This is a genomic window from Streptomyces sp. NPDC026394, assembly GCF_055567735.1.
Genome location: NZ_JBVHPX010000001.1, coordinates 309,154 through 333,154, shown reverse-complemented (window position 1 = coordinate 333,154; position 24,001 = coordinate 309,154). Strand labels below are relative to the sequence as shown.

At 70.5% G+C, this 24,001-nt stretch carries 22 protein-coding genes; 13 read left to right on the top strand and 9 right to left on the bottom strand.

Going from position 1 to position 24,001, the window contains the following annotated elements; all coding sequences use genetic code 11:
• Positions 1–39: 39 nt before the first annotated feature.
• The gene (locus ACZ4QV_RS01515; RefSeq protein ID WP_361586324.1) at positions 40–1,644 is read right to left on the bottom strand and encodes a Na+/H+ antiporter; all 1,605 of its coding nucleotides are present in this window, start codon (positions 1,642–1,644) and stop codon (positions 40–42) included.
• Between the two features lie 106 nt (positions 1,645–1,750).
• Between ACZ4QV_RS01515 and ACZ4QV_RS01510 the strand changes: the two genes are divergently transcribed.
• The 4 genes from ACZ4QV_RS01510 (at position 1,751) to ACZ4QV_RS01495 (ending at position 4,405) form a co-directional block, all read left to right on the top strand.
• Complete coding sequence (locus tag ACZ4QV_RS01510) at positions 1,751–2,011, top strand: UBP-type zinc finger domain-containing protein (protein ID WP_031001164.1); 261 nt, start codon at positions 1,751–1,753, stop codon at positions 2,009–2,011.
• A 237-nt stretch (positions 2,012–2,248) separates the two neighbouring features.
• Positions 2,249–2,737 (top strand): GNAT family N-acetyltransferase, encoded by a 489-nt coding sequence (locus ACZ4QV_RS01505; RefSeq protein WP_361146767.1) that lies wholly within the window; start codon positions 2,249–2,251, stop codon positions 2,735–2,737.
• A 269-nt stretch (positions 2,738–3,006) separates the two neighbouring features.
• A complete protein-coding gene (locus tag ACZ4QV_RS01500; RefSeq protein ID WP_003985353.1) occupies positions 3,007–3,420 on the top strand; it encodes an ATP-binding protein in 414 nt (137 codons plus the stop codon).
• A 43-nt stretch (positions 3,421–3,463) separates the two neighbouring features.
• Positions 3,464–4,405, top strand: coding sequence for an RNA polymerase sigma factor SigF (locus ACZ4QV_RS01495; RefSeq protein ID WP_031001162.1), 942 nt, complete (start codon positions 3,464–3,466; stop codon positions 4,403–4,405).
• 315 nt (positions 4,406–4,720) lie between these two features.
• Here the strand turns inward: ACZ4QV_RS01495 and ACZ4QV_RS01490 are convergent, their stop codons facing one another.
• Positions 4,721–5,242 (bottom strand): hypothetical protein, encoded by a 522-nt coding sequence (locus ACZ4QV_RS01490; protein WP_467762550.1) that lies wholly within the window; start codon positions 5,240–5,242, stop codon positions 4,721–4,723.
• Between the two features lie 175 nt (positions 5,243–5,417).
• Between ACZ4QV_RS01490 and ACZ4QV_RS01485 the strand changes: the two genes are divergently transcribed.
• Together ACZ4QV_RS01485 and ACZ4QV_RS01480 are read left to right on the top strand one after the other, a co-directional pair.
• Positions 5,418–6,386 (top strand): diacylglycerol/lipid kinase family protein, encoded by a 969-nt coding sequence (locus ACZ4QV_RS01485; protein WP_030017263.1) that lies wholly within the window; start codon positions 5,418–5,420, stop codon positions 6,384–6,386.
• 321 nt (positions 6,387–6,707) lie between these two features.
• Positions 6,708–6,965 carry a WhiB family transcriptional regulator gene (locus tag ACZ4QV_RS01480; protein WP_003983230.1) on the top strand — a complete coding sequence of 86 codons (258 nt, stop codon included), beginning with the start codon at positions 6,708–6,710 and terminating at the stop codon, positions 6,963–6,965.
• A 431-nt stretch (positions 6,966–7,396) separates the two neighbouring features.
• On the opposite strand, the gene ACZ4QV_RS01475 is transcribed toward ACZ4QV_RS01480, so the two are convergent.
• Both ACZ4QV_RS01475 and ACZ4QV_RS01470 read right to left on the bottom strand, forming a co-directional pair.
• Entirely contained in the window at positions 7,397–8,866 is a 1,470-nt protein-coding gene (locus tag ACZ4QV_RS01475) for a sensor histidine kinase (RefSeq protein WP_361146773.1), read from the bottom strand.
• Positions 8,867–9,274: 408 nt separating this feature from the next.
• A complete protein-coding gene (locus tag ACZ4QV_RS01470) occupies positions 9,275–9,934 on the bottom strand; it encodes a TetR/AcrR family transcriptional regulator (RefSeq protein WP_467762471.1) in 660 nt (219 codons plus the stop codon).
• An 80-nt stretch (positions 9,935–10,014) separates the two neighbouring features.
• Between ACZ4QV_RS01470 and ACZ4QV_RS01465 the strand changes: the two genes are divergently transcribed.
• Positions 10,015–10,770 carry a glucose 1-dehydrogenase gene (locus ACZ4QV_RS01465; protein ID WP_361586336.1) on the top strand — a complete coding sequence of 252 codons (756 nt, stop codon included), beginning with the start codon at positions 10,015–10,017 and terminating at the stop codon, positions 10,768–10,770.
• A 31-nt stretch (positions 10,771–10,801) separates the two neighbouring features.
• Here the strand turns inward: ACZ4QV_RS01465 and ACZ4QV_RS01460 are convergent, their stop codons facing one another.
• Positions 10,802–11,911: an SIS domain-containing protein gene (locus tag ACZ4QV_RS01460; RefSeq protein ID WP_361146781.1), complete on the bottom strand. Its 1,110-nt coding sequence runs from the start codon at positions 11,909–11,911 to the stop codon at positions 10,802–10,804.
• A 489-nt stretch (positions 11,912–12,400) separates the two neighbouring features.
• Here ACZ4QV_RS01460 and nagB point away from each other — a divergent pair, with 489 nt between their 5' ends.
• A complete protein-coding gene (gene nagB / locus ACZ4QV_RS01455) occupies positions 12,401–13,183 on the top strand; it encodes a glucosamine-6-phosphate deaminase (RefSeq protein ID WP_361586340.1) in 783 nt (260 codons plus the stop codon).
• Between the two features lie 179 nt (positions 13,184–13,362).
• Here the strand turns inward: nagB and ACZ4QV_RS01450 are convergent, their stop codons facing one another.
• The 4 genes from ACZ4QV_RS01450 to ACZ4QV_RS01435 all read right to left on the bottom strand — a co-directional run bounded on the left by ACZ4QV_RS01450 (position 13,363) and on the right by ACZ4QV_RS01435 (position 18,338).
• Positions 13,363–15,057, bottom strand: coding sequence for a glycoside hydrolase family 3 protein (locus ACZ4QV_RS01450; protein ID WP_467762470.1), 1,695 nt, complete (start codon positions 15,055–15,057; stop codon positions 13,363–13,365).
• An 8-nt stretch (positions 15,058–15,065) separates the two neighbouring features.
• Positions 15,066–15,896, bottom strand: coding sequence for a carbohydrate ABC transporter permease (locus ACZ4QV_RS01445; RefSeq protein WP_030022138.1), 831 nt, complete (start codon positions 15,894–15,896; stop codon positions 15,066–15,068).
• A complete protein-coding gene (locus tag ACZ4QV_RS01440) occupies positions 15,893–16,876 on the bottom strand; it encodes a carbohydrate ABC transporter permease (RefSeq protein WP_361146790.1) in 984 nt (327 codons plus the stop codon). Before ACZ4QV_RS01440 ends, ACZ4QV_RS01445 begins: the two co-directional genes overlap by 4 nt.
• Before the next feature lie 190 nt (positions 16,877–17,066).
• Entirely contained in the window at positions 17,067–18,338 is a 1,272-nt protein-coding gene (locus tag ACZ4QV_RS01435) for an extracellular solute-binding protein (RefSeq protein ID WP_467762469.1), read from the bottom strand.
• Between the two features lie 306 nt (positions 18,339–18,644).
• Between ACZ4QV_RS01435 and ACZ4QV_RS01430 the strand changes: the two genes are divergently transcribed.
• The 5 genes from ACZ4QV_RS01430 (at position 18,645) to mctP (ending at position 23,973) form a co-directional block, all read left to right on the top strand.
• The gene (locus tag ACZ4QV_RS01430) at positions 18,645–19,403 is read left to right on the top strand and encodes a GntR family transcriptional regulator (RefSeq protein ID WP_030022135.1); all 759 of its coding nucleotides are present in this window, start codon (positions 18,645–18,647) and stop codon (positions 19,401–19,403) included.
• Between the two features lie 144 nt (positions 19,404–19,547).
• Positions 19,548–21,704, top strand: a complete 2,157-nt coding sequence (locus tag ACZ4QV_RS01425) for a carbon starvation CstA family protein (protein WP_361146792.1) — start codon at positions 19,548–19,550, stop codon at positions 21,702–21,704.
• Entirely contained in the window at positions 21,701–21,916 is a 216-nt protein-coding gene (locus ACZ4QV_RS01420) for a YbdD/YjiX family protein (protein WP_467762468.1), read from the top strand. Before ACZ4QV_RS01425 ends, ACZ4QV_RS01420 begins: the two co-directional genes overlap by 4 nt.
• A 150-nt stretch (positions 21,917–22,066) precedes the next feature.
• Positions 22,067–22,342, top strand: coding sequence for a DUF3311 domain-containing protein (locus tag ACZ4QV_RS01415; protein ID WP_361146795.1), 276 nt, complete (start codon positions 22,067–22,069; stop codon positions 22,340–22,342).
• Entirely contained in the window at positions 22,339–23,973 is a 1,635-nt protein-coding gene (gene mctP, locus ACZ4QV_RS01410; protein ID WP_361146798.1) for a monocarboxylate uptake permease MctP, read from the top strand. The genes ACZ4QV_RS01415 and mctP overlap by 4 nt, the downstream gene beginning before the upstream one ends.
• Positions 23,974–24,001: the final 28 nt, after the last annotated feature.

The window sequence follows — 24,001 nt, the reverse complement described above, 5'->3', positions numbered from 1 at the left end:
AAGCCGCGGCCCGTAGGGCGACGCCCCGAGCCCGCCGCCCTAGTCGGCCCCCTCCCGGTACGCCGCGGCCTCCTCCAGATCCAGCCGCTTCAGCAGCACGCTCATCATCTCGTCGTCGATCCGCCGCTCGTCCCGCAGCCGTACGAACACCTTGCGCTCGGCGTCGATCATCTCCCGCGCCAGCCGCCGGTACGTGTCGTCCGCCGACTCCCCCGTCGCCTCGTGGACCGTGCCCAGCCGCTCCCACACCGCGTTGCGCCGCCGCTCCATGACCGTGCGCAGCCGGTCGGCCAGCGGGCCCGGCAGCGCGTTGCGCTCGTCCTCCAGCAGTTCGGCCAGCCGCTGCTCCGCGGCCCGTGACGCCTCGTTCTGGGCCTGTGCCTCGGCGAGCGTCTCGCCCTGTACGTCCCGTGGGGGCAGCCGCAGCGCGCGGATCAGGGGCGGCAGCGTCAGCCCTTGGACGGCGAGGGTGCCGATGACGGTCGTGAAGGTCAGGAAGAGCACCAGGTTGCGCGCCGGGAACCCGTCGCCGGAGCCCTGGACGGTCACCGGGATCGAGAAGGCGATCGCCAGCGACACCACGCCGCGCATCCCGGCCCACCCGACGATCACCGGCGCCTTCCAGTTCGTGCCGGGTTCGCGGGTGCGGATGCGTTCGGACAGCATGCGCGGCAGGAACGTCGCGGGGAAGACCCAGACGAAGCGCGTGAGCACCACCACCAGGAAGACCAGGACGGCGTACCAGGCGGCCTGGACGCCGCTGAACTCACCGAGCCCGCGCAGTACGACCGGCAGTTGCAGACCGATCAGCGCGAACACCGACGACTCCAGCACGAAGGAGACCATCTTCCACACGGCCTCCTCCTGGAGGCGCGTCTCGAAGTCGACCTGCCAGGAGCGGTGTCCGAGGTAGAGCGCGACCACGACGACCGCCAGCACACCGGACGCCCCGAATTCCTCGGCGACCTGATAGGCCACGAACGGGATGAGCAGCGACAGGGTGTTCTCCAGCAGCGGCGCGTCCCGCAGCCGGCAGCGCAGCCAGTGCAGCGGGATCATCAGCACCACTCCGACGCCGATGCCGCCGAGCGCCGCGACCGCGAACGCGCGGATGCCGTCGGTCCAGGTCGCGCCCACCCCCGCGGCGGCGGCCACCGCCACCTTGTACGCGGTGATCGCGGTGGCGTCGTTGACCAGCGACTCGCCCTGGAGGATCGTCGTGATCCGGTTCGGCAGGCGCAGTCTGCGGGCGATGGCGGTGGCGGCCACGGCGTCCGGCGGCGCGACCACCGCGCCGAGGACGAGCGCCGCCGCCAGCGGAAGGTCCGGGACGACCAGGTAGGCGACGTACCCGACGGCGACCGTCGCGAAGAGCACGTAGCCGACCGACAGCAGCGCCACCGGCCGCAGGTTGGCCCGCAGGTCCAGGTAGGAGCTCTCCAGTGCCGCGGTGTGCAGCAGCGGGGGCAACAACAGCGGCAGCACGATGTGCGGATCGAGCGTGTAGTCCGGTACGCCCGGGATGTAGGCCGCCGCCAGGCCGGTGGCGACGAGCAGCAGCGGTCCCGGTACGGGCGTGCGCCGGGCGGCCCCGGCGACCGCCGCGCTCCCCGCGACCAGCAGCAGTAGTGGCATCACGTCCATCGGTCCCGACCGTCCTGTCCTGTTCCACCGTGGCCGGCCCGTGCCGCCCCGGTCGCCGTCGCGGCCGCCCGTGCCGCGCCCGCTCCGGCGATCTAACCTGGCAATCATGAGCGAGTGCCCGCATGTTCCCGGTCTGCCGCGCCCCGAACCCGCCGCGCTGAGCGCCACCTGCCCCGAGTGCGAGGCGGTCGGCAGCCACCCCGTGCAGCTACGGCTGTGCCTGGTGTGCGGCCACGTCGGCTGCTGCGACTCCTCGCCGTTCCGGCATGCGACGGCGCACTTCGCGGCGACCGGCCACGCGGTGATGCGCTCGTACGAGCCGGGCGAGAGCTGGCGGTGGTGCTTCGTCGACGAGACCGTCGTCTGAGCCGGCGACGGGACCGTCGACCGGGCCGGCGGACGGCGAGGGCCGAGGGACCGCGCGAGCCGACGGACCGCGAGCCGAGGGCCCCCGAGAGCCGACAGGCCGTGCGAGCCGACGAGGCCCCGTCCGCGCAGCCACCATGACACCTTCCGTCCCCTTTGGGCGCCTTGCGCAGGCCCGGTCCGGCGGGATCACCGCACCCCGGGGCCGGATGTCAGTGCCGCCCGCTAGCCTTCAGGCATGATCCGCACCGCGACGGTCGACGACGTACCCGTCATCCACACGATGATCCGCGAGCTGGCCGAGTACGAGCGTGCCCGGGAGTCCGCGAAGGCCACCGAGGCGCAGTTGCGCGAGGCGCTCTTCGGCGCACATCCGGCGGCGTTCGCACTCATAGCGGAGGACGCCGAGGGCCCGGTCGGCTTCGCCCTGTGGTTCCGGAACTTCTCGACGTGGACGGGCACGCACGGTGTCTATCTGGAGGATCTCTACGTCCGTCCGGAGGCGCGCGGCGGCGGCCACGGCAAGGCGCTCCTCTCGGCGCTCGCGGAGATCTGCACGGAGCGCGGCTACGAGCGTTTCGAGTGGTCAGTCCTGGATTGGAACGAACCGTCCATCGGTTTTTACCGGTCCATCGGCGCCGAACCCATGGACGGATGGACCGTCTTCCGGCTCACTGGAGATGCGCTGTACAACCTCGCGGGCGTCTCGAACGTCAACGCAGCGTAACTGGTTCCGATTTGGCAGTGCAGACCCCTAGCCACTGTCCGTACCCGTAGGCTTACAATGAGTGACAGTCGTGGGACTGCGGGACGCTGTGAGTCCAGCCGTCGTACCGGAAGCCGGCGCTGCCTCTTCCGGGCGACATCGCCCCGCAGATCGCGATAGCGTCGCAGGCGAACCATGTGCCGCGCCGGATCGTTCTCCTCTTGTCACGAGAGGGGCCGCGACCGGCGCGAATATCAGCTCAACCAGCTTGTGTCACCTTGGAGGTGAGGGTGTCCCAGATCGCAGGCGAGCCCGGGACCCAGGACTTCGTGGAAGTCCGGCTGCCCGCTGCGGGTGCCTACCTGTCGGTGCTGCGTACGGCCACGGCCGGACTCGCAGCCCGCTTGGACTTCACCCTCGACGAGATCGAGGATCTGCGGATCGCCGTGGACGAGGCGTGCGCGATTCTTCTGCAACAGGCCGTGCCGGGCTCCGTGCTGAGCTGCGTCTTCCGCCTGATCGACGACGCGCTGCAAGTGACCGTCTCGGCCCCGACGACCGACGGCCGCGCCCCCGAGCGCGACACCTTCGCCTGGACGGTGCTCTCCGCGCTGGCCGGCAAGGTCGACTCCACCGTCGCCGAGGACCGTACGGTCACCATCAGCCTGTACAAGGAGCGCGGCGCCGGTCCCGGACCGTCATGACCGAACAGGGGGCCCCGTGAAGGATCTTGAAAGCGGCACGCGGATGGCGCCCGTCACGGCCATCCCCGAGCAGCATCATGCCCGGCCGCAACCGGTGGGCGCGGATGACCACGGCGGCCGTTTGGACGCGGCGGAGCAGGCAGAGCGGGCGGACCACATGGACCAGAGCGAGAACAAGCGGAACGAGCGCGATCCGCACACCCCGCACCACCCCCATGACCCTCACGACCCCCATGACCGCAGCGGCGCGCGGGCGATGTTCTACGAGCTCCGCAAGCTGCCCGACGGATCGGCGGAGCGCGCCGAGCTGCGCAACACGCTCGTGCGGATGCATCTGCCGCTCGTCGAGCACCTGGCCCGGCGCTTCCGCAACCGCGGCGAGCCGCTGGACGACCTGACCCAGGTCGCCACCATCGGCCTGATCAAGTCCGTGGACCGCTTCGACCCCGACCGCGGCGTGGAGTTCTCCACGTACGCCACGCCCACGGTCGTCGGCGAGATCAAGCGGCACTTCCGCGACAAGGGCTGGGCGGTCCGGGTGCCCCGCCGCCTCCAGGAGCTGCGGCTGTCGCTGACCACCGCGACCGCCGAGCTCTCGCAGCGCCACGGCCGCTCCCCCACGGTCCACGAGCTGGCCGAGCATCTCGCGATCTCCGAGGAGGAGGTCCTGGAGGGCCTGGAGTCGGCCAACGCGTACAGCACGCTGTCGCTGGACGTGCCGGACACCGACGACGAGTCGCCGGCCGTCGCCGACACCCTGGGCGCCGAGGACGAGGCGCTGGAGGGCGTCGAGTACCGCGAGTCGCTCAAGCCGCTGCTGGAGGACCTGCCGCCGCGGGAGAAGAAGATCCTGCTGCTGCGCTTCTTCGGCAACATGACCCAGTCGCAGATCGCCCAGGAGGTCGGCATCTCCCAGATGCACGTCTCCCGCCTGCTGGCCCGCACCCTGGCCCAGCTCCGCGACAAGCTCCTGGTGGAGGAGTAGCCCGGCAGCACCGGCACCTGTGCCTGCACCACCGCCACCGCCCCGGCCTCGGTATCGAGCCCGGGGCGTCGTGCATGGGGCGTCCGTCGTGCGGCGGCGTGGGCATCACGCGAGGGACGCCGAGTGGCCGAACCGCGCGCGGGATGTCGTACGACACACGTGCCGTACGGGGCCCCGTGCGGGCCACTCCGCACCCCCAGGAGCAGACCCGCGCTTACCACCCGGGCCGGTGGCCGGGAACCGGCGTCCGGTCGCCCACAGCCACCCTGGGCGCGCTCCCCAGCCGGCCGCGGGGGCCGGGCCCCGGCCCCGTCCTCACTCCCTGGGAGTGATCCCCAGCGCCTCGGTGGCCGTCGGGTTCACCAGCAGTCCGAGTACGGCGACCGCGACCACCGCCAGGCCGACACCGGCCGCGATCAGCGCGCCGCCACCGTTGATCAGCGTCCAGGCCACGGGGAACGCCACGATCTGGGTGATCAGCGAGGGGCCGCGACTCCAGCGGCGCCGCAGCCACAGTCCGCGCGCCGCGACCAGCGGCAGCACCGCCAGCGCGATCACGGTCAGGCCGCCCGTCTCCGCCTGGCGGGGACTGTCGGGCGAGCCGGTCAGCCCGTCGATGAGCATGTAGACGCCGAGGGCGGCCAGCGCCAGGCCTTCGACGGCGGTGAGCACCGCGGCGGCGGTGAGCCGGGCCGGCCGCGGCCCGCTCGGCGCGGGAGAGGCGGTGGCGCCGCCCTTGCCGTCCGGCCTCTGCCCGGTCGCCTTGCCGCCCTTCCCAGACTTCTCGGTCCTCCCGGACTTTCCGCCCGATCCGGCCTTCGTGCCCCCGGCCTGCACGTTCCGCCGGTCCGGCTTGCTGCCCCGCGTCGCCTCGGCCCGCCGGGAGGGCTTGGCCGCCTCGGCCGCCGGCCGTTTCTGCTCACTGCTCACCCCAGCAGGGTAGCCCCGGGACCCCCTCCGCACGGCGGGCAGGGAGTGGGTCGGGTACCGGCAGGTAGGTACCCTGCTGCACATGCGCGCACTTCTCGTGGTCAATCCCGCAGCTACCACCACCAGTGCGCGTACGCGTGAAGTCCTCACCCACGCGCTGGCCAGCGACCTGAAGCTGGAGGTCGCCGAGACCCGCTACCGCGGACACGCCCGGGACCTGGCCCGGCAGGCGGCCGAGGGCGGTCAGATCGAGCTGGTCGTCGCGCTCGGCGGCGACGGCACGGTGAACGAGGTCGTCAACGGTCTGCTGACGCACGGCCCCGCCCCCGAATCCCTCCCGCGCCTGGCCGTCGTCCCCGGCGGCTCCACCAACGTCTTCGCCCGGGCCCTCGGCCTGCCCAACGATGTCGTCGAGGCGACCGGCGCCCTTCTGGACGCGCTGCGTGACGGCAGCGAACGCACCGTCGGCCTGGGCCTGGCCGCCGGCACGCCCGGCACGGAGGACGAGGGCGTACCGGCTCGCTGGTTCACGTTCTGCGCGGGCTTCGGCTTCGACGCGGGTGTGGTCGGCCGGGTCGAACAGCAGCGGGAGCGGGGCAAGCGTTCGACGCACTCGCTCTACATGCGGCAGGTGCTGCGCCAGTACGTCGGCGAGTCGAACCGCCGGCACGGCACGATCACGCTGGAGCGCCCGGGCGAGGACCCGGTGGAACAGCTCGTCATGTCGATAATCTGCAACACCGCCCCCTGGACCTACCTGGGCAATCGCCCGGTCTACCCGGCCCCGGCGGCCTCCTTCGACACGGCGCTCGACGTGTTCGCCCTGTCCAAACTGTCCGCATCTGCGGTGACCCGCTACGCGACCCAGCTCCTGGCGTCAACACCGGAGCGCGGCCCCCGGGGCAAGCATGTGGTCTCGCTCCATGACTTGACGGACTTCACCTTGCATTCGCAGGCGCCACTGCCCTTCCAGATGGACGGTGACCACCTAGGACTCCGTACGAGCGTGACGTTCACAGGCGTTCGCCGTGCACTGCGTGTGATTGTGTGAGCAGTAGGGCCTAAAGTCCTTTCAGTCGAACGTTTAGGCTGACTTCCACCCCCTAGAAGTACGGCTGTGACCTAGGCGACACCAAGGAATCAAAAAAAAGTTTCCGGAAGGGGTTGTATCCGCCGCCGAGGTTTGCGAGTCTCTTCATGGCGATCGGGACGGCCGTTTCTACCGGCCCCCTTGAGAGCCCGAATCCTCCTCCTCATTCTTCAGGACCGCACCAGTTCTCAACTGGGGTTCGGCCCTTCCCTTGTGGAGGGATTCGTGAAAGCGTTCACATTCACAAGCAACGATCCCGTCACACGAGGAGATGGAGCAGCCATGGACTGGCGTCACCGCGCCGTTTGCCGCGAGGAAGACCCCGAGCTCTTCTTCCCCATCGGCAACACCGGTCCTGCGCTGCTGCAGATCGAGGAAGCCAAGGCCGTCTGCCGCCGCTGCCCCGTCATGGAGCAGTGCCTGCAGTGGGCGCTTGAGTCCGGCCAGGACTCCGGCGTCTGGGGTGGTCTCAGCGAAGACGAGCGCCGCGCCATGAAGCGCCGTGCAGCTCGCAACCGGGCGCGCAACGCCAGCGCCTGACCGCCAGACGCCCCGTGGCCCCCGAGCCGCAGCGCGCAGTACCCCCGATGCTCCCCCAGCGCCCCGGGCGCCTGGGAGCTCCCCACGCAACGTGAGCTTTGAGCCCCGGACCGAATGGGTCCGGGGCTTACTGCTGTCCGGACCCGCTGCGGCCGCCGACGCCTCACCACCGGCCGGCCACCCCGGGCTCCCTCAGCACGCCCCTCACCCGGTCTCCGTTCTCGCCTCACAAAGGTCCGGACCTTCATCTCCCGGACGACCCTGGTGACTTACCCCTCCCAGCCGTTGTCCATTCACCGTCCCCGCCGTCACTCTTCCGTTACCTCGTTCTGCTGTACGGCCATTCGGCGGGCCGGGTGCACCGTGCGGGCTTTCCGCCGGATTTCCCGAATTCCACACTTCCGCCGCTCACTTGATGAGCGGCTCCTTCATCAGTGCTTCTCGGCGCGTACGGGAATGTCGAGAATCACCTGGGTACCCCGTTCGGCTCCCGGCACCATGTCGAACTTTCCACCCAACTCACCCTCGACGAGCGTGCGTACGATCTGCAGCCCGAGATTCCCGGTCCGGTGCGGGTCGAACCCGTCCGGGAGGCCGCGGCCGTTGTCCTGGACCGTGACCAGCAGGCGGGGTTCCGTACGGCTGCCGCCGCGGACCGCGCCCACCTCGACGGACCCCTGGTCACCCGGCACGAAGGCGTGTTCGAGGGCGTTCTGCAGGACCTCCGTGAGGACCATGGAGAGCGGGGTGGCGACCTCGGCGTCGAGTATGCCGAAGCGGCCCGTACGGCGAGTGGTCACGGCGCCTGGCGCGATCTCGGCGACCATGGCCAGCACCCGGTCGGCGATCTCGTCGAACTCGACGCGCTCGTCCAGGTTTTGGGACAGCGTCTCGTGCACGATCGCGATCGAACCGACCCTGCGTACGGCCTCGTTGAGCGCCTCGCGCCCCTGTTCGGAGTCCATCCGGCGGGACTGGAGACGCAGCAGGGCGGCGACGGTCTGCAGGTTGTTCTTCACCCGGTGGTGGATCTCCCGGATGGTGGCGTCCTTGGTGATCAGTTCCCGTTCGCGGCGCCGGAGTTCGGTGACGTCGCGCAGCAGGACCAGCGAACCGATGTGCGTGCCCTTGGGCTTGAGCGGAATGGCGCGCAGTTGGATCACCCCGTCCTCGCCCTCCACCTCGAACTCCCGGGGCGCCCAGCCGCTGGCCAGCTTGACCAGCGCCTCGTCGACGGGACCGCGCGCGGGCGCCAGTTCGGCGGTGGTCTGGCCCAGGTGGTGACCCACGAGGTCGGCGGCGAGGCCGAGGCGGTGGTAGGCGGAGAGCGCGTTCGGGCTGGCGTACTGGACGATGCCGTCCGCGTCCAGCCTGATCAGCCCGTCCCCGGCCCGCGGCGAGGCGTCCATGTCGACCTGCTGGCCGGGGAAGGGAAAGGATCCTGCGGCGATCATCTGGGCGAGGTCCGAGGCGCTCTGGAGGTACGTGAGTTCCAGCCGGCTCGGCGTCCGTACCGTCAGCAGGTTCGTGTTCCGCGCGATCACGCCCAGCACCCGGCCCTCGCGGCGCACCGGGATCGACTCGACGCGTACCGGCACCTCCTCGCGCCACTCGGGGTCGCCCTCCCGTACGATCCGTCCCTCGTCCAGGGCGGAATCGAGCATCGGGCGGCGGCCCCGCGGAACGAGGTGGCCGACCATGTCGTCCTGGTAGGAGGTCGGCCCCGTGTTGGGCCGCATCTGGGCGACGGACACGTACCGCGTGCCGTCGAGGGTGGGCACCCACAGCACCAGGTCGGCGAAGGACAGGTCGGAGAGCAGTTGCCACTCCGAGACCAGCAGGTGCAGCCACTCCAGGTCGGAGTCGCTGAGGGCGGTGTGCTGGCGTACGAGATCGTTCATGGAGGGCACGCCTTGGAGCCTACCGGCGTACGGTGTAGGTGTTGTCCTCGCAAGGCCATGGACAGATCTGATTGGTCTAGTCCACAATGAGTCGGTACCGCACCCCGCGAGGGACGGCCCCCGGGCCCGCGAAACCGGCACGAAGACTTCGCGAACCTCCAGAAACCTCCGTTCTCCCCGCACAGGAGAGCGGAAAGAGGCCCGAGCGCTCTCTGCCCTGACTGCGCGACGGCCTCCGGTCGACCGGCCTCTGGGCAGGCGGATGTTCCTACCGCACGTGGGACGCCTCCTGCCGCCGGGCCGGCCGATGAAGCTCCGGGCTGCGGTGCCGGACAGGTTGAGGGTCCTGTCCCGGCGCCGCGGCCCGCGGGTGTCCCCGGCCCGACCGGGCTCCCCGCTTCCCTCCCGCTACCCTTCCGGCGCCAAGTCGCCCTCCCCTCCGGCCCCCTCCCCTCCGCCATCGCTCCGACCGGCGGGCCAGGCGGCCATCGCGAGTTCGGCGACCCGCTCCAGGGTCGTACGGTCCGCACCGTCCCGCGCCTGCTGTGACATGCCCTGGAGCACGGTCGCACCGTAGGTCGCGAGCGAGTGCGCGTCGATGGCGCCGGGCAGCTCGCCACTCCGGATGTCGTCCCGGATCCGCCCTTCGAGCAGTTCCACGGTCTGCGCACGGCGCTCCTGAAGGCTGCGCACGACCTCTTCGGACTGCACCGTGCAGTTGGTGGCGGCCGTGATGATCATGCAGCCACGCGGATAGCCCGGCAGGGTGTGAAAGGCCGCTGCCTCGCGCAGCATCCGCGCCACGGCCCGGCGCGCCGTCGGCTCCTCGGCGAGGGCGCGGCCGGAGAAGGCGCCGATGTCCCGGACGTACGCCTCGACCGCCTCCTCGAAGAGCGTCCGCTTGTCCCCGAACGCCGCGTACAGGCTCGGCGCCTTGATGCCCATGGTCTCGGTGAGGTCGGCGATCGAGACGGCTTCGTAGCCGTGCTCCCAGAAGGCCCGCATCGCCTGCTCCAGGGCCGTCTCGCGGTCGAAGGACCGGGGCCGCCCGCGCTGTTTCGTCGCCATCCCCCAATTCTATAGCGCTCGCTACGGAATCTCTGCTACGGTCTTTCTGTAGTCATCGATACAGAAAAGGGGGCGCGGCCATGGGCGTGCTCACGGGCAAGACGGCGCTGGTCACGGGCGGTAGCAGGGGCATCGGCCGGGCGATCGCCGAGCGGCTGGGGCGGGACGGTGCGCTGGTCGCGGTGCATTACGGACGCGACGAGGCAGCGGCGAAGGAGACGGTGACGTCGATCGAGGAGGCGGGCGGCCGGGCCTTCGCCCTCCGTGCCGAACTGGGCGTGCCGGGTGACGCGGCGGCACTGTGGTCCGCGTTCGACGCGCAGGCGGACGGCTTGGACATCCTGGTCAACAACGCCGGCATTGTCGCCCGGCGCGATCCGCTGGCGGGCGTCACGGAGGAGGACTTCGACCGCGTCTTCGCGGTCAACACGAAGGCTCCGTTCTTCGTCACCCAGTTGGGTCTGGAACGGATGCGTGACGGCGGCCGTGTCATCAACATCTCCACGGTCCTCACCCGTGGCGCCGCCGCGCCCGAGCTGATCACCTACTCGATGACCAAGGGCGCGCTCGACGTCTTCACCTCGACCCTCGCCAAGGACCTGGGCCCCCGCGGCATCACGGTCAACGCGATCGCCCCGGGTGTGGTCGACACCGACATGAACGCGGGCTGGCTGCGCAACGATCCCGAGGCCTGGCGGACGTCCGCGGAGATATCCCCCCTGGGCCGAGTGGGCGAGCCCCGCGACATCAGCGACATCGCCGCCTTCCTCGCCTCGGACGACAGCCGCTGGGTCACCGGCCAGTGGATCGACGCAACGGGGGGTGCGCTGCTCTGAGACAGCGGGAGGAGGCAGGCAGTGGGGTGGGTCAGTGGGTTTTGGTGACCTTGGCCAGGGAGCGAGGGGCGTCGGGGTCCTGACCTCGGGCGAGGGTCACTTCGTACGCGAGCATCTGGAGGGGGAGGATTTCGAGGACCGGCTGGAGTTCCTCGGCCACGCCTTCGGTCGGCAGCGCGAAGCCCGCCGCGGCCCGGTCGACCTCGGCGGGGCTGCCGATGACCACCAGGTCGGCGCCCCGGTCGCGCAGGCGCTCCAGTACGGGCCGCAGCGCCTCGCCGCCCTTGCCGTCGGTGACGATCGCGATCACCGGGGAGATGTTGTCCACCATGGCGAGCGGGCCGTGCAGGAGGTCCGCTCCGGAGTAGGAGAGGGCGGGGATGTAGCTGGTCTCCATGAGTTTCAGGGCGGCTTCCTTGGCCGTCGGGTAGCCGTATCCACGGGAGGTGAGCACCATGCGCTCCGCGAAGCGGTAGCGGGCGGCGAGGGCCTTGACCTCGGCGTGGCGGGCGAGGACGGACTCGGCCAGGTCCGGCAGTGGCTTCGCGGCCAGGTCGCCCGCGGCGTGCGGGCCCGGGTGGCCCCAACTGTCGCGCAGGCCGTCGACGAAGAGGTAGAGGGCGAGGAGTTCGGCCGTGTAGGTCTTCGTGGCGGGCAGGGCGCGTTCCGGGCCGGCCAGGATGTCGAGGTGGAACTCGCTGACGCCGGCGAGCGCCGAGCCGGCGTTGTTGGTCACCGCGAGGGTGATCGCGCCGCCCTCGCGGGCGGCCCGGGTCGAGGCGACGAGGTCGGGTGACCCACCGGACTGGCTGACCGTGACGACCAGGCAGTCCCTGAGATCGGGCCGCGCGCCGTAGGCGGTGGTCGTGGACATGGAGGTGAGACCGCAGGGCATGCCGAGCCGCACTTCGAACAGGTACTTGGCGTAGAGGGCCGCGTTGTCCGACGTACCGCGCGCGGTGAACAGGACGAACCGCGGCCGGCGGGCGGCGACCTGCTCGGCGACGCCACGGATGCGGGACGCGCCCTCGGCGAGGATGCGGCGCAGGACGTCGGGCTGTTCGGCCATCTCGGCGGCCATGTGGCGGCCGGGGCGTTCGTCGGAGTTGTCGTGCAGCGTGCGGTTCACCGTGCGGGGCATCCTGGCCGCCTCCTGTGGTCTGCCGTGCCCGCGTGCCGTTCGCGTACCGTTCGCGCGGCGCCCGGCGGAACTCCTGTGCGCGTCCGTCGCGCACCTGTCACGTATCGCGTAACCCTGAAGTGGCCGCCGCACCCGTAGCGGTCGCCTTGGCTGCGATGGTCGTCGCACCCGTAGCGGTCGTAACGGCCGTGGATGGCCGCCGCACCCGCAGCGGTCGTAACGGCCGTGGCGGCCGTGGCGGCCTTAACGGCCGTGGTCGCCGGATCAGGCGCGGAAGCCGCGGTGTCCGACGCCAGTCGACCACGCGTGCCCCCGTCCCCGCCACCGCACCCGCGCCGCCCGGCCATCCCACCCGGTCGCCCCGCACCGCACCCCCGGTTGGCCCGCTGTTCAGTTGCGGGTCGCCTGATGTCTCCGGGGGTGATGGGGCGGGCTCTGGTAGATTGGTCTATACCACACGAGTCCATTCTCCAGATCGGCAGGCACAGCGTGGAAGTTGTCATCGTCCCGGACGCCAAGGCAGGCGGCGAGCTGATCGCGGAGGCCATCGCCGCCCTGGTGCGCCGTAAGCCCGAGGCGCTGTTGGGTGTGGCCACTGGATCGACTCCGCTGCCCGTCTACGAAGCGCTGGCGGGCACGGTCCGCGACGGTGGCGTGGACGTCTCGCGTGCCCGCATCTGCCAGCTCGACGAGTACGTCGGGCTGCCGGCCGGGCACCCCGAGTCGTACCGCTCCGTGGTGCTGCGCGAGGTCGTGGAGCCGCTGGGGCTCGGCGAGGACGCCTTCATGGGGCCGGACGGCGCCGCGGAGGACGTGCAGGCGGCCTGCGAGGCGTACGACCGTGCGCTGAGCGAGGCCGGCGGCGTGGACCTCCAGCTCCTGGGCATCGGTACCGACGGGCACATCGGCTTCAACGAGCCGTGCTCCTCGCTCGCGTCCCGCACGCGCATCAAGACGCTGACGCAGCAGACCCGGGAGGACAACGCCCGGTTCTTCGACAGCCTGGAGGAGGTGCCGCACCACGTCATCACCCAGGGCATCGGCACCATCCTGGAGGCCCGCCACCTGGTGCTGCTGGCCACCGGCGAGGGCAAGGCGGACGCCGTCGCGCAGTCCGTCGAGGGCCCGGTCTCGGCGCTGGTGCCGGCCTCCGCGCTCCAGCTGCACCCGCACGCCACGGTCGTGGTCGACGAAGCCGCCGCGTCCAAGCTCAAGCTGGCCGACTACTTCCGCGCCACGTACGCCGCCAAGCCGGAGTGGCAGGGCCTGTGAGCCGCCTCAGGGCCTGTGCGCGGGCTCAGGGCCTGTAAGCGGACCGAGGGCTGAGGCCCACGGGCCGCACGCGACTCGGCCGGGGTTCCCCTCACTGGGGCGCCCCGGCCGAGTCGCGTCGTACGCCGGTACGACGTTCCCGCCGGGCCGCGGCTCCCCTTCCGCGGCCCGGCGGGGGTTCAGCCACCCGCGATGACCTCCGCGGCGGCGCGGCCGCAGACGCGGGCCGCGCCATGGGTGGCGATGTGCAGGGCGCCGCGCGGTGGCGCCTGTGGCAGGCCCATCTCGACGACCACCGTGTCCGGGCGGGCGTCGAGCAGGGCGTCCAGGGCCGCCGCCATCCAGGCGTGCCGGTGGACGTCACGGACGACGGCGACGATCCGCCGCTCCCCCGCCGCCCGCAGCACCTCCGCGATCTGCGCGGACACCCCGGACGCGCCATCACTTCCGGACGCGCCAGTACTCCCGACCCCACCGATATCCCTGGTCTCGCTGACACCTCTGGTCCCGTCGGCACCTCCGGTCCCGCTGTCGCTCCCGGACGCGCCGCCAGCCCCGGCCCCACCAGTGCCTCCGGACCCGGCGGCACGCCCGCCCCCGCTCCCATACGTACCGGTCTCCGTACCCGGAACCAGGCGGGTCAGTTCGGCGGCGACGCCCCAGGGGGTCTCGTCGCCGACGGCGATGTTGGCGACGGGTGTGAAGGCGGCGACGTAGGCGGGCGCGGTGAGCGGTTCGTACGGGCCGTTGCGGGTGACGCGCAGCGCCCGGCGGGCCGCGACGAGGCCGGCCTCGGGTGCGGGCGCGACCCCTCGCTCCCCAGGGAGGGCCCCCTGTGTCGCGCCCGCACTCCGGGTCCACCGCGCCAGGGCGCGGACCCGTGCTGCCGCGTCGGCGAGCCGCTTCTCCGACAGCTCTCCGTCGCGTACCGCCCGCACCAAGGCGTCGCGCAGCCGCAGCACAGTGGCTTCGTCGGCCAGTCCCCCGCCGACACAGATGGCGTCCGCTCCGGCGCCGATGGCCAGGACGCTGCCCCGTTCGATGCCGTACGTGGCGGAGATGGCCTGCATCTCCATGCCGTCGGTGACGATCAGGCCGTCGAAGCCGAGGCCGCCTTCGGAGGCGGGAGCGCGCAGCAGGCCGGTGAGCACGTTGCGGCTCAGGGTGGCGGGCAGCGTGCCGTCCAGGGCCGGGAGCAGGATGTGCGCGCTCATGACGGCCTTGGTGCCGGCGGCGATGGCGGCCCGGAAGGGCACCAGTTCGCGTTCCTGGAGGGTGCGCAGTTCGGCGGCGATGTGCGGCACGTCGTGGTGGGAGTCGACGGCGGTGTCGCCGTGGCCGGGGAAGTGCTTGGCACAGGCGGCGACGCCGGCGGACTGGAGTCCTTCGACGTACGCGGCGGTGTGCCGGGCCACCAGGAGGGGGTCGGCGCCGAAGGAGCGGACGCCGATGACCGGGTTGGACGGGTTGGAGTTGACGTCGGCGGACGGCGCCCAGTTCAGGTTGACACCGCACTCGGCGAGGCGGCGGCCGAGTTCGCGGGCCACGTCGTGGGTGAGCCGGGTGTCGTCGACCGCGCCCAGGGCGAGGTTGCCGGGAGACGAGGAGCCGCCGCGTACTTCGAGGCGGGTGACGTCGCCGCCCTCCTCGTCGATGGCGACGAGGACGTCGTCGCGCTCGGCCCGTAGCTGGGCGGTGAGCGCGGCGAGCTGTTCGGGCGAGGCGACATTGCGTCCGAACAGGCCCACGGAGGCGAGGCCCTCGCCGAGCCGGCGCAGCAGCCAGTCGGGCGCCGAAGTGCCGGTGAAGCCGGGCTGGAGGACGGTGAGCGCGTCGCGGGTGAGGGTGTCGGCCGGGTGTACGAGTGTCGTCATGGCGCGCGTCATCCCTTCACTGCGCCGGCGGTCAGTCCGCTGACCGCCTTGCGCTGCAGGAACAGGAAGAGGACCAGGATCGGTACGGCGAAGATGGAGGCGGCGGCCATCGTGGCGCCCCAGTCGTCGCCGAACTGGCTCTGGAACTGCGAGAGCCACAGCGGCAGCGTGCCCTTGTCCGGCTCCTTGTTGAGAACCAGCACCAGCGGGAATTCGTTCCAGGCGGTGATGAAGCCGAACAGCGAGGTGGCCATCAGGCCGGGTGCCAGCAGCGGGAAGATGATCTTCACGAACGCCTGCCGGCGGGTGCAGCCGTCGACCATCGCGGACTCCTCCAGCTCCTTGGGCACGGCGGCGACGTAGCCGCGCAGCGTCAGGAGGGTGAAGGGCAGCACCATGAGCATGTAGAAGAAGGTCAGCGGCACCAGGCTGTTCAGCATGTCGGCGTCGCGCACGATCATGTAGACCGAGATGACCAGGACCTCCCAGGGCGCCATCTGGGCGACCATGAAGGTCAGGATGATGCCCTTGCGGCCCTTGAAGCGCATCCGGGCGATGGCGAAGGAGCCGCACAGGGCGATCAGCAGCGAGAGTCCGACCGCCAGCACGGTGACGGTGACGGAGTTGCCCACCAGGGTCCAGAAGTTCGGCGCGTTCACGGCGGTCGTGAAGTGCTCGAAGGTGCCGTGGAACGGGAACCACACCGGGTCCTCGGTGATGATGTCACTGTTCGGCTTGAAGGCCGTGGTGAACATCCAGTACACGGGGAAGACGAATCCGAGGGCGAGCACGATCGCCGTCGCGTTGGGCCAGATGCGGCCGAGCAGTGAGCGGTTCACAGCTCGTCCTCCTCTTGCTTCAGGGTCAGTCGCAGGTAGTACGCGGTCATGGCGAGCAGGACGACGATGGTCAGCAGCGAGATGGCCGCGCCCATGCCGAAGTGGAGGTTGCCGACGCCTTCGGTGAAGGCGTAGATCGGCAGGGTCTCGGTGAGCCGGTCGGGGCCGCCCTCGTTGATCGCGAAGATCTGCGGGAACGCCTTGAAGACCCAGATGACCTCAAGGAACGTCGTCGCCAGGAAGAACGGCTTGAGGAAGGGGAAGGTGACGCTGGTGAAGACCTTCCAGGTGCCGGCGCCGTCCATCCGGGCGGCCTCGTACAGCTCCTTGGGGATGGTCGTGGTCGCGGCGTAGAGGTTCAGGGCCACGAACGGCAGCGACTGCCAGACGATCAGTACGGTGATGACGAAGAAGGTGGACAGCTGGCTGCCGACCCAGTCGAAGCGGGCCATGGAGTGCCAGCCCAGCGCGTCCAGCACCCAGTTGACGACGCCGTAGCGGGCGTCGAACAGCCACTGGAAGACGGTGGTGGCGGCGATGGCGGGCATCGCCCAGGTCAGCACGAGCGCGACGGACAGCGTCAGGCGCATCTTCTTGCCGAGCCGGGCCAGCAGGAGGCCGATCAGGACGCCCAGCACCATGATCAGGGTGACGTTGACGGCGGTGAAGACGATGGTGCGGAGGGTGACCCGCCAGAACTGCTCGCCGCCCAGGACCTCCGCGTAGTTGTCGAAGCCGCGCCACTCGGTGAGGTGCTGGATCAGCTGCTTCATGTTCAGGTTCTGGAACGAGATGATCAGGTTCCGCACCATGGGCCAGCCCAGGAAGACCGCGGTGGCGGCCAGGGCCGGGATCAGCAGCAGGTAGGGGGCGCTTCTGGCGGCCCGGCCCGGCTTCCGGCCGCGCCGGGGCGGCGGGGCGCCGCCCTTGCCGATCCGCGGCGCGGAGTCTCGAACCGCGTCCTCGATCTGCACTGACATGTCCCGCTCCCCATCACCTGGTCGTGCTCACGCTGGTCGGTTCCGTACGGGGACCGGGACGGCCGGCTCCCGTACGGAACCCGTACGGTGTGGCGGCCCCCGCGGCTGGCGCCGCCGCGGGGACCGCGTTACTGGTGCCGAGGCGCGCCGCGCGGGTCCGTACGGACCGGACCTCGGGGCACGCCGTCGGTCACTGCTTCTGGGCCAGCCGCTTGTTGATCTCGCCTTCGACGTCCTTGGCGGCGTCCGCGGGGGCCTTGCCGTTGAGCACCGCGGTCATGTAGGCCTTGATCGGGTTCGGGGTGTTCTCGACCTGGGCCCACTCGGGGATCAGCGGGGTGGTGCCGCTGGACTTGGCGGCGCCGGGCGCGGCGGCCTCGGCGGCCGGGTTGCCCTTGGCGGCGGAGGCGAGGTCGGGGGACTTCGGGCTCCAGCCGACCTCCTTGACCATCTGTCCGTCGTTCTTCTTGGACAGTGCGACCTTCAGGAACTCCTTGGCCAGTTCCTGGTTCTGGCCGCCGCCCGCGACGGCGAAGTTGGAGCCGCCGAGGAAGACGCCCTCGGGCTTGTCGGCGGTCTCACCCGGGATGGGGAAGAAGCCGATGTCGTCCTTGACGGCCGGGTTGGCCTTGACGGCGGTGGGGCCCTCGTAGCCCATGGCGATGATGGCGCCGGTCTTGCCCTTGGAGAAGATCTCGGCCTGCTGCGGGGTGGCCTCGTCCTTGTTCTTCGGGGCGGTGCTGAACGCCTGGTACTGCTTGTAGATGTCCATGGCCTTGGAGACCTTGGGGTCACCGAGGTTGGAGATCCACTTGCCGCCTTCCTTCTTGACCAGGTCGGCGCCGGTCCCGATGGTGAGGCCGTCGAAGAAGTACCAGTTCTGGCCGGGGAGGTAGAGCGGCTCGGCGTCGGTCTTCTGCTTGATGGTGTCGAACGCCTTGAAGAGTTCGGCGCGGGTCTTGGGCAGTTCCTTGATGCCCGCCTGCGCCCAGATCTTCTTGTTGTACATCACCACGCGGTTGCCCGCGTACCAGGGGAGGGCGTACTGCTTGCCGTCGGCCATGGCGGCCTTGTTGAAGGAGTCGGTCCAGTCGGCACCGATCTCCTTCTTCAGGTCGCCCAGGTCCGCGAGGGCGCCGGCCTTGGCGTACGCGGCGGTCTGGGTGTTGCCGATCTCGACGACGTCGGGCGGGCTGCTCTCGGAGAGGGCGGTGGTCAGCTTCTGCTGGATGCCGTTCCACTGCTGGACGCGGAACTCGACCGTGGCGCCGGTCTTCTTCTTGAAGTCCTCGGAGACCTGCTTGGTCCACTGCGTCGGGTTGGAGCCGTCCATGACCCAGACGATGAGCTTCTTGCCCTTGAAGTCCGAGGCGCCCGCCGTCTTGCTGTCGCTGGACCCACAGGCAGCGACACTCACCAACATTCCCGCGACTGCCGTCGCCGCTATGAGTCCACGCTTCATTGCGCTCTCCCCTGAAAACCGTGAGTGGTCTTTAATGGTTTAGACCAGTGCCCGCAGCTTGGCCTAGACCTTTTGGGGTGTCAAGGGTGTATAAGAGTCGCTGTCAGGTCCGTTACCGGACCGACATCTGGGGCCTGTCGCCGCTACGGCGGCGTCCGTCCGCAGGGCAGACGCTACGTTGGCGTCAGGCCCCGCGAGCGGGCACGGACCAGCAAGGGAGCACCGGGACCCCACCCGTGCCACGATGAGCCGCTACGTACGGAGGAGCCGGTGACGGCAGCGCGACAGGAGTCGGAGAGGCGGGTCATGGAGACCGACGGGGGCAGTGCGGACAACGGCGGCGGCGCACGCACCGCCCGTGTGCCCAAGTACTACCGCCTCAAGCGCCACTTGCTGGAGATCACCGAGACGCTGCCCCCGGGCACGCCGGTCCCGCCGGAGCGGACCCTGGCGGCGGAGTTCGACACCTCCCGCACCACGGTACGCCAGGCCCTCCAGGAACTGGTCGTCGAAGGCCGGCTGGAACGTATCCAGGGCAAGGGCACGTTCGTGGCCAAACCCAAGGTGTCGCAGGCCCTGCAACTGACCTCGTACACCGAGGACATGCGGGCCCAGGGCCTGGAACCGGCCTCGCAGTTGCTCGACATCGGCTATGTCACGGCCGACGACCGCCTGGCCGGGCTGCTGGACATAACGGCCGGCGGCCGGGTGCTGCGCATCGAACGGCTGCGGCTGGCCAGCGGCGAGCCGATGGCCATCGAGACCACCCACCTCTCGGCGAAGCGCTTCCCCGCGCTGCGCCGCAACCTGGTCAAGTACACCTCGCTCTACACGGCGCTGTCCGAGGTCTACGACGTCCGGCCGGCCGAGGCCGAGGAGACCATCGAGACCTCGCTGGCCACACCGCGCGAGGCCGGACTGCTCGGTACGGACGTGGGCCTGCCGATGCTGATGCTCTCCCGGCACTCCCTCGACGCCGAGGGCGCGCCGGTGGAGTGGGTGCGCTCGGTCTACCGCGGCGACCGCTACAAGTTCGTGGCCCGGCTGCGGCGGCCGGCCGACTGACCGCCCGGCTGCGGGGCGGACCGTACGGGCGTCCCGCCCGGGGCGGACCGCGTCGGCGCCCCGCCACGCCCGCGGGGGTATGGCGCGATCCGCCCCGTTGCCTCTACGGTCCTTCCGTCGTCGCGTCGACGGGAGGACGTACAGGTGCGCCCAGCAGGCAGACCTCGAAGTGCCGCCAACCCCCGGAAGATCGCACTGTGGACGGCCGTGGCGCTGGTCGGCGCCGCCGGCTGGACGCTGCTCGCGCTGTCCCGCGGCGAGGAGGTCTCGGCCGCCTGGATGGTGGCCGCCGCCCTCGGCTCGTACGCCATCGGCTACCGCTTCTACGCGCGGTTCATCGCGACCCGCGTACTGAAGTTCGACCGGACCCGCGCCACGCCCGCCGAGCGGCTGAACGACGGCGTGGACTTCCACCCCACCGACCGGCGGGTGCTGCTCGGGCACCATTTCGCGGCCATCGCGGGCGCCGGGCCGCTGGTCGGGCCGGTGCTCGCCGCCCAGATGGGGTATCTGCCCGGCACCATCTGGATCATCGTCGGCGTGGTCTTCGCGGGCGCCGTGCAGGACATGGTGGTGCTGTTCTTCTCCACCCGGCGCGACGGCCGGTCACTGGGGCAGATGGCGCGCGAGGAGATCGGCGTGGTCGGCGGGGCCGCCGCGCTGCTCGCCGCCTTCGCCATCATGATCATCCTGCTGGGCGTGCTGGCACTGATCATCGTCAACGCGCTGGCGGAGTCCCCCTGGGGCACCTTCTCCATCGGCATGACGATCCCCATCGCCCTGCTGATGGGTTTCTACCTGCGGGTCCTGCGCCCCGGCCGGGTCACCGAGGTCTCCCTGATCGGCGTCGCGCTGCTGCTGCTCGCCCTGGTCGCGGGCCGCTGGGTCGCCGACTCCTCCTGGGCCGACACCTTCACGCTGGAGCCGGGGACGCTGGTCGTCTGGCTCGTGGTGTACGGGTTCATCGCCTCCGTCCTGCCCGTGTGGACGCTGCTCGCGCCGCGCGACTACCTCTCCACCTTCATGAAGATCGGCACGATCGGGCTGCTGGCGGTCGGGGTGCTGGTCACGGTGCCCCGTCTGAAGATGGACGCGGTCACGGACTTCGCCGGGCGCGGGGACGGCCCGGTCTTCGCCGGGTCGCTCTTCCCGTTCGTCTTCATCACCATCGCCTGCGGCGCGCTCTCCGGCTTCCACGCGCTGATCTCCTCCGGCACCACGCCCAAGATGGTGCAGAAGGAGACCCAGATCCGCATGATCGGTTACGGCTCGATGCTCATGGAGTCGTTCGTCGCGGTGATGGCCCTGGTGGCGGCGTCGATCATCGACCCGGGACTGTACTTCGCGATGAACGCGCCGGCCGGGGTGATCGGCGACACCGTGCAGTCGGCCTCCCAGGCCGTCGCCCAGTTCGGATACAGCATCTCCCCCGACCAGTTGGCGGCCGCGGCCAAGGCCGTGGAGGAGCACACCCTGCTGTCCCGTACGGGCGGCGCGCCCACCCTCGCCGTCGGGGTCGCGGACATCTTCTCGCAGGTCTTCGGCGGCGCCGGGATGAAGGCGTTCTGGTACCACTTCGCCATCATGTTCGAGGCGCTGTTCATCCTCACGGCGCTGGACGCGGGAACCCGGGTCGGCCGGTTCATGCTCCAGGACATGCTGGGGAACATCTACAAGCCGTTCCGCAGGGTGAGTTGGAAGCCGGGCCTGGTGCTGTGCAGCGCGGCCGTGGTGGCGCTGTGGGGTTACTTCCTGTGGGTCGGCGTGCACGAGCCGCTCGGCGGCATCAACCAGCTCTTCCCGGTCTTCGGCATCGCCAACCAGCTTCTGGCGGCGGTCGCGTTGACCGTCTGCACGACCCTGCTGGTGAAGTCCGGCCGCCTCAAGTGGGCCTGGATCACAGGCGTGCCGCTCGCCTGGGACGCCACCGTGACACTCACCGCGAGCTGGCAGAAGGTCTTCTCCGGTGACCCCAAGGTCGGTTTCTTCACCCAGCGTTCGGCCTATCAGGACGCCATCGACGCCGGGAAGGTGCTGCCGCCCGCCAAGAGCATGGACGACATGCACACGGTGGTCACCAACTCGACGGTGGACGGCGTGCTGTCGGCGGTGCTCGCCCTGCTGATCGTGGCGGTGATCGCGGATGCCGCCCGGGTCTGCGTGCGCCACCTGCGCCGTCCCGAGGCGTCCCGGCTCAGCGAGGCCCCGTACGTGAGGTCGGCGATCGTCGCGCCCGCCGGGCTGGTGGCCTCCAAGGAGGAGAAGGCGGAGCTGGCTGCCGCGGAACGGAGCGGGCCGTGAGCGCGGCACCGGCCGTGGCGGCGGCCCGGCGCGGGCTGCGCTGGATCCGCTGGTACGTACGGGAATTGACCGGCGAGAGCGCGTACGAGCGGTACGTCGCGCATGTCCGGCACCACACACCCGACGCGCCGGTGCCCGGCCGCCGTGAGTTCGAGCGGCGACGGGCCGACGCGCGCGAGGACGACCCCCGCTCCGGCTTCCGCTGCTGCTGAGGCGGCGGGGCCCGCCGCGGCGGAGGCGGCGTACGTCGTTGCCGTACCGATATGCGGACAGGTAGTGACGCGTACAACTTCCCTGGCTTAGATTTCCTGCCCATTGCACGCGTGATCACCAAGGGACCGCCAGGGAACGGAGCCACGGCCATGCCAGAGCCGTCCGAATCAGCCGGAACACCAGCGGACAGAGCCGCCCCGGTCGTCACGCCCAGCCGCGTGATCGCCGGGCTGTGCCTGGTCGCGCCCTTCGTGGCGATGCTGTGGGTGGGCTCGTACGCCAAGGTGGAGCCGACGCTCATCGGCATCCCGTTCTTCTACTGGTACCAGATGCTGTGGGTGCTGATCTCGACCGCGCTCACGATGATCGCCTACAAGCTGGTCCAGCGTGAACAGCGGCTGCGCAAGGGGGGTGCGACGCGGTGAAGGACGGCGTGAACGGCGTCGCGCTCGCCGTCTTCATCTTCTTCTTCGTGGCCGTCACGGTCATGGGCTTCCTGGCGGCGCGCTGGCGCAGGGCCGCGCAGTCCGACAACCTCGACGAATGGGGCCTGGGCGGCCGCAGCTTCGGCACCTGGGTGACGTGGTTCCTGCTCGGCGGCGACCTGTACACCGCGTACACCTTCGTCGCCGTACCCGCGGCGATCTACGCGGCGGGCGCGGCCGGGTTCTTCGCGGTCCCGTACACGATCCTCGTCTACCCGCTGATCTTCACCTTCCTGCCCCGCCTGTGGTCGGTCTCGCACAAGCACGGGTACGTCACCACCTCCGACTTCGTCCGCGGCCGGTTCGGCTCGAAGGGGCTGTCGCTGGCCGTGGCGCTCACCGGCATCCTCGCCACGATGCCGTACATCGCGCTGCAACTCGTCGGCATCCAGGCGGTGCTGGACGTGATGGGCGTCGGCGGCGGCGCGAACACCCACTGGTTCGTCAAGGACCTTCCGCTGCTGATCGCTTTCGGTGTGCTCGCGGCGTACACCTACTCGTCCGGGCTGCGGGCGCCCGCGCTGATCGCGTTCGTCAAGGACGGGCTGATCTACCTGGTCATCGTCGTCGCGATCATCTACATCCCGATCAAGCTGGGCGGCTTCGACCACATCTTCGCGGTGGCCCAGGACGCCTTCGCACAGAAGAACCCGGCTACCGGCAAGCCGCGCGGGGAGCTGGCCAGCGGGCCGAACGCGCAGTGGGCGTACGCGACGCTGGCACTCGGCTCGGCGCTCGCGCTGTTCATGTACCCGCACTCGATCACCGCGACGCTGTCCTCCCGCAGCCGCAACGTGATCCGCCGCAACACCACCATCCTGCCGCTGTACTCCCTGATGCTGGGGCTGCTCGCGCTGCTCGGCTTCATGGCGGTGGCGGCCGGGATCAAGGTGCAGAACGGGCAGCTGGCGATCCCGCAGCTTTTCGAGGACATGTTCCCCGACTGGTTCACGGGCGTGGCGTTCGCCGCGATCGGGATCGGCGCCCTCGTCCCCGCCGCGATCATGTCCATCGCCGCGGCGAACCTCTTCACCCGCAACATCTACAAGGACTTCCTCAGACCCGGTGCCACGCCCGCACAGGAGCACAAGGTTGCCAAGCTGGTGTCGCTGCTGGTCAAGGTCGGCGCGCTGGTCTTCGTCCTGACGATGGACAAGACCGTCGCGATCAACTTCCAGCTGCTGGGCGGCATCTGGATCCTCCAGACCATGCCCGCCCTGGTCGGCGGCCTGTTCACCCGCTGGTTCCACCGCTGGGCGCTGCTGGCCGGCTGGGCGGTCGGCATGGTCTACGGCACGCTCGCGGCGTACGGGGTGGCCAGCCCCACGCAGAAGCACTTCGGCGGCTCCAGCGCGGAGATCCCCGGCATCGGCGAGATCGGTTACATCGGACTGACCGCGTTCGTCCTGAACGTCCTGGTCACCGTGGTCCTCACGGTGGTACTGCGCGCCACCGAGGCCCCGGACGGCATCGACGAGACGTCGCCGGAGGACTACACGGCGGACGTGGGCGACAAGGGCGTCCAGGTCGAGCTGCCGCCGGCCACGGCGGGGGTTCCGGCGGGGCACTGAAGCGGGGCGCAGGTGTGCCGGGGGAGGC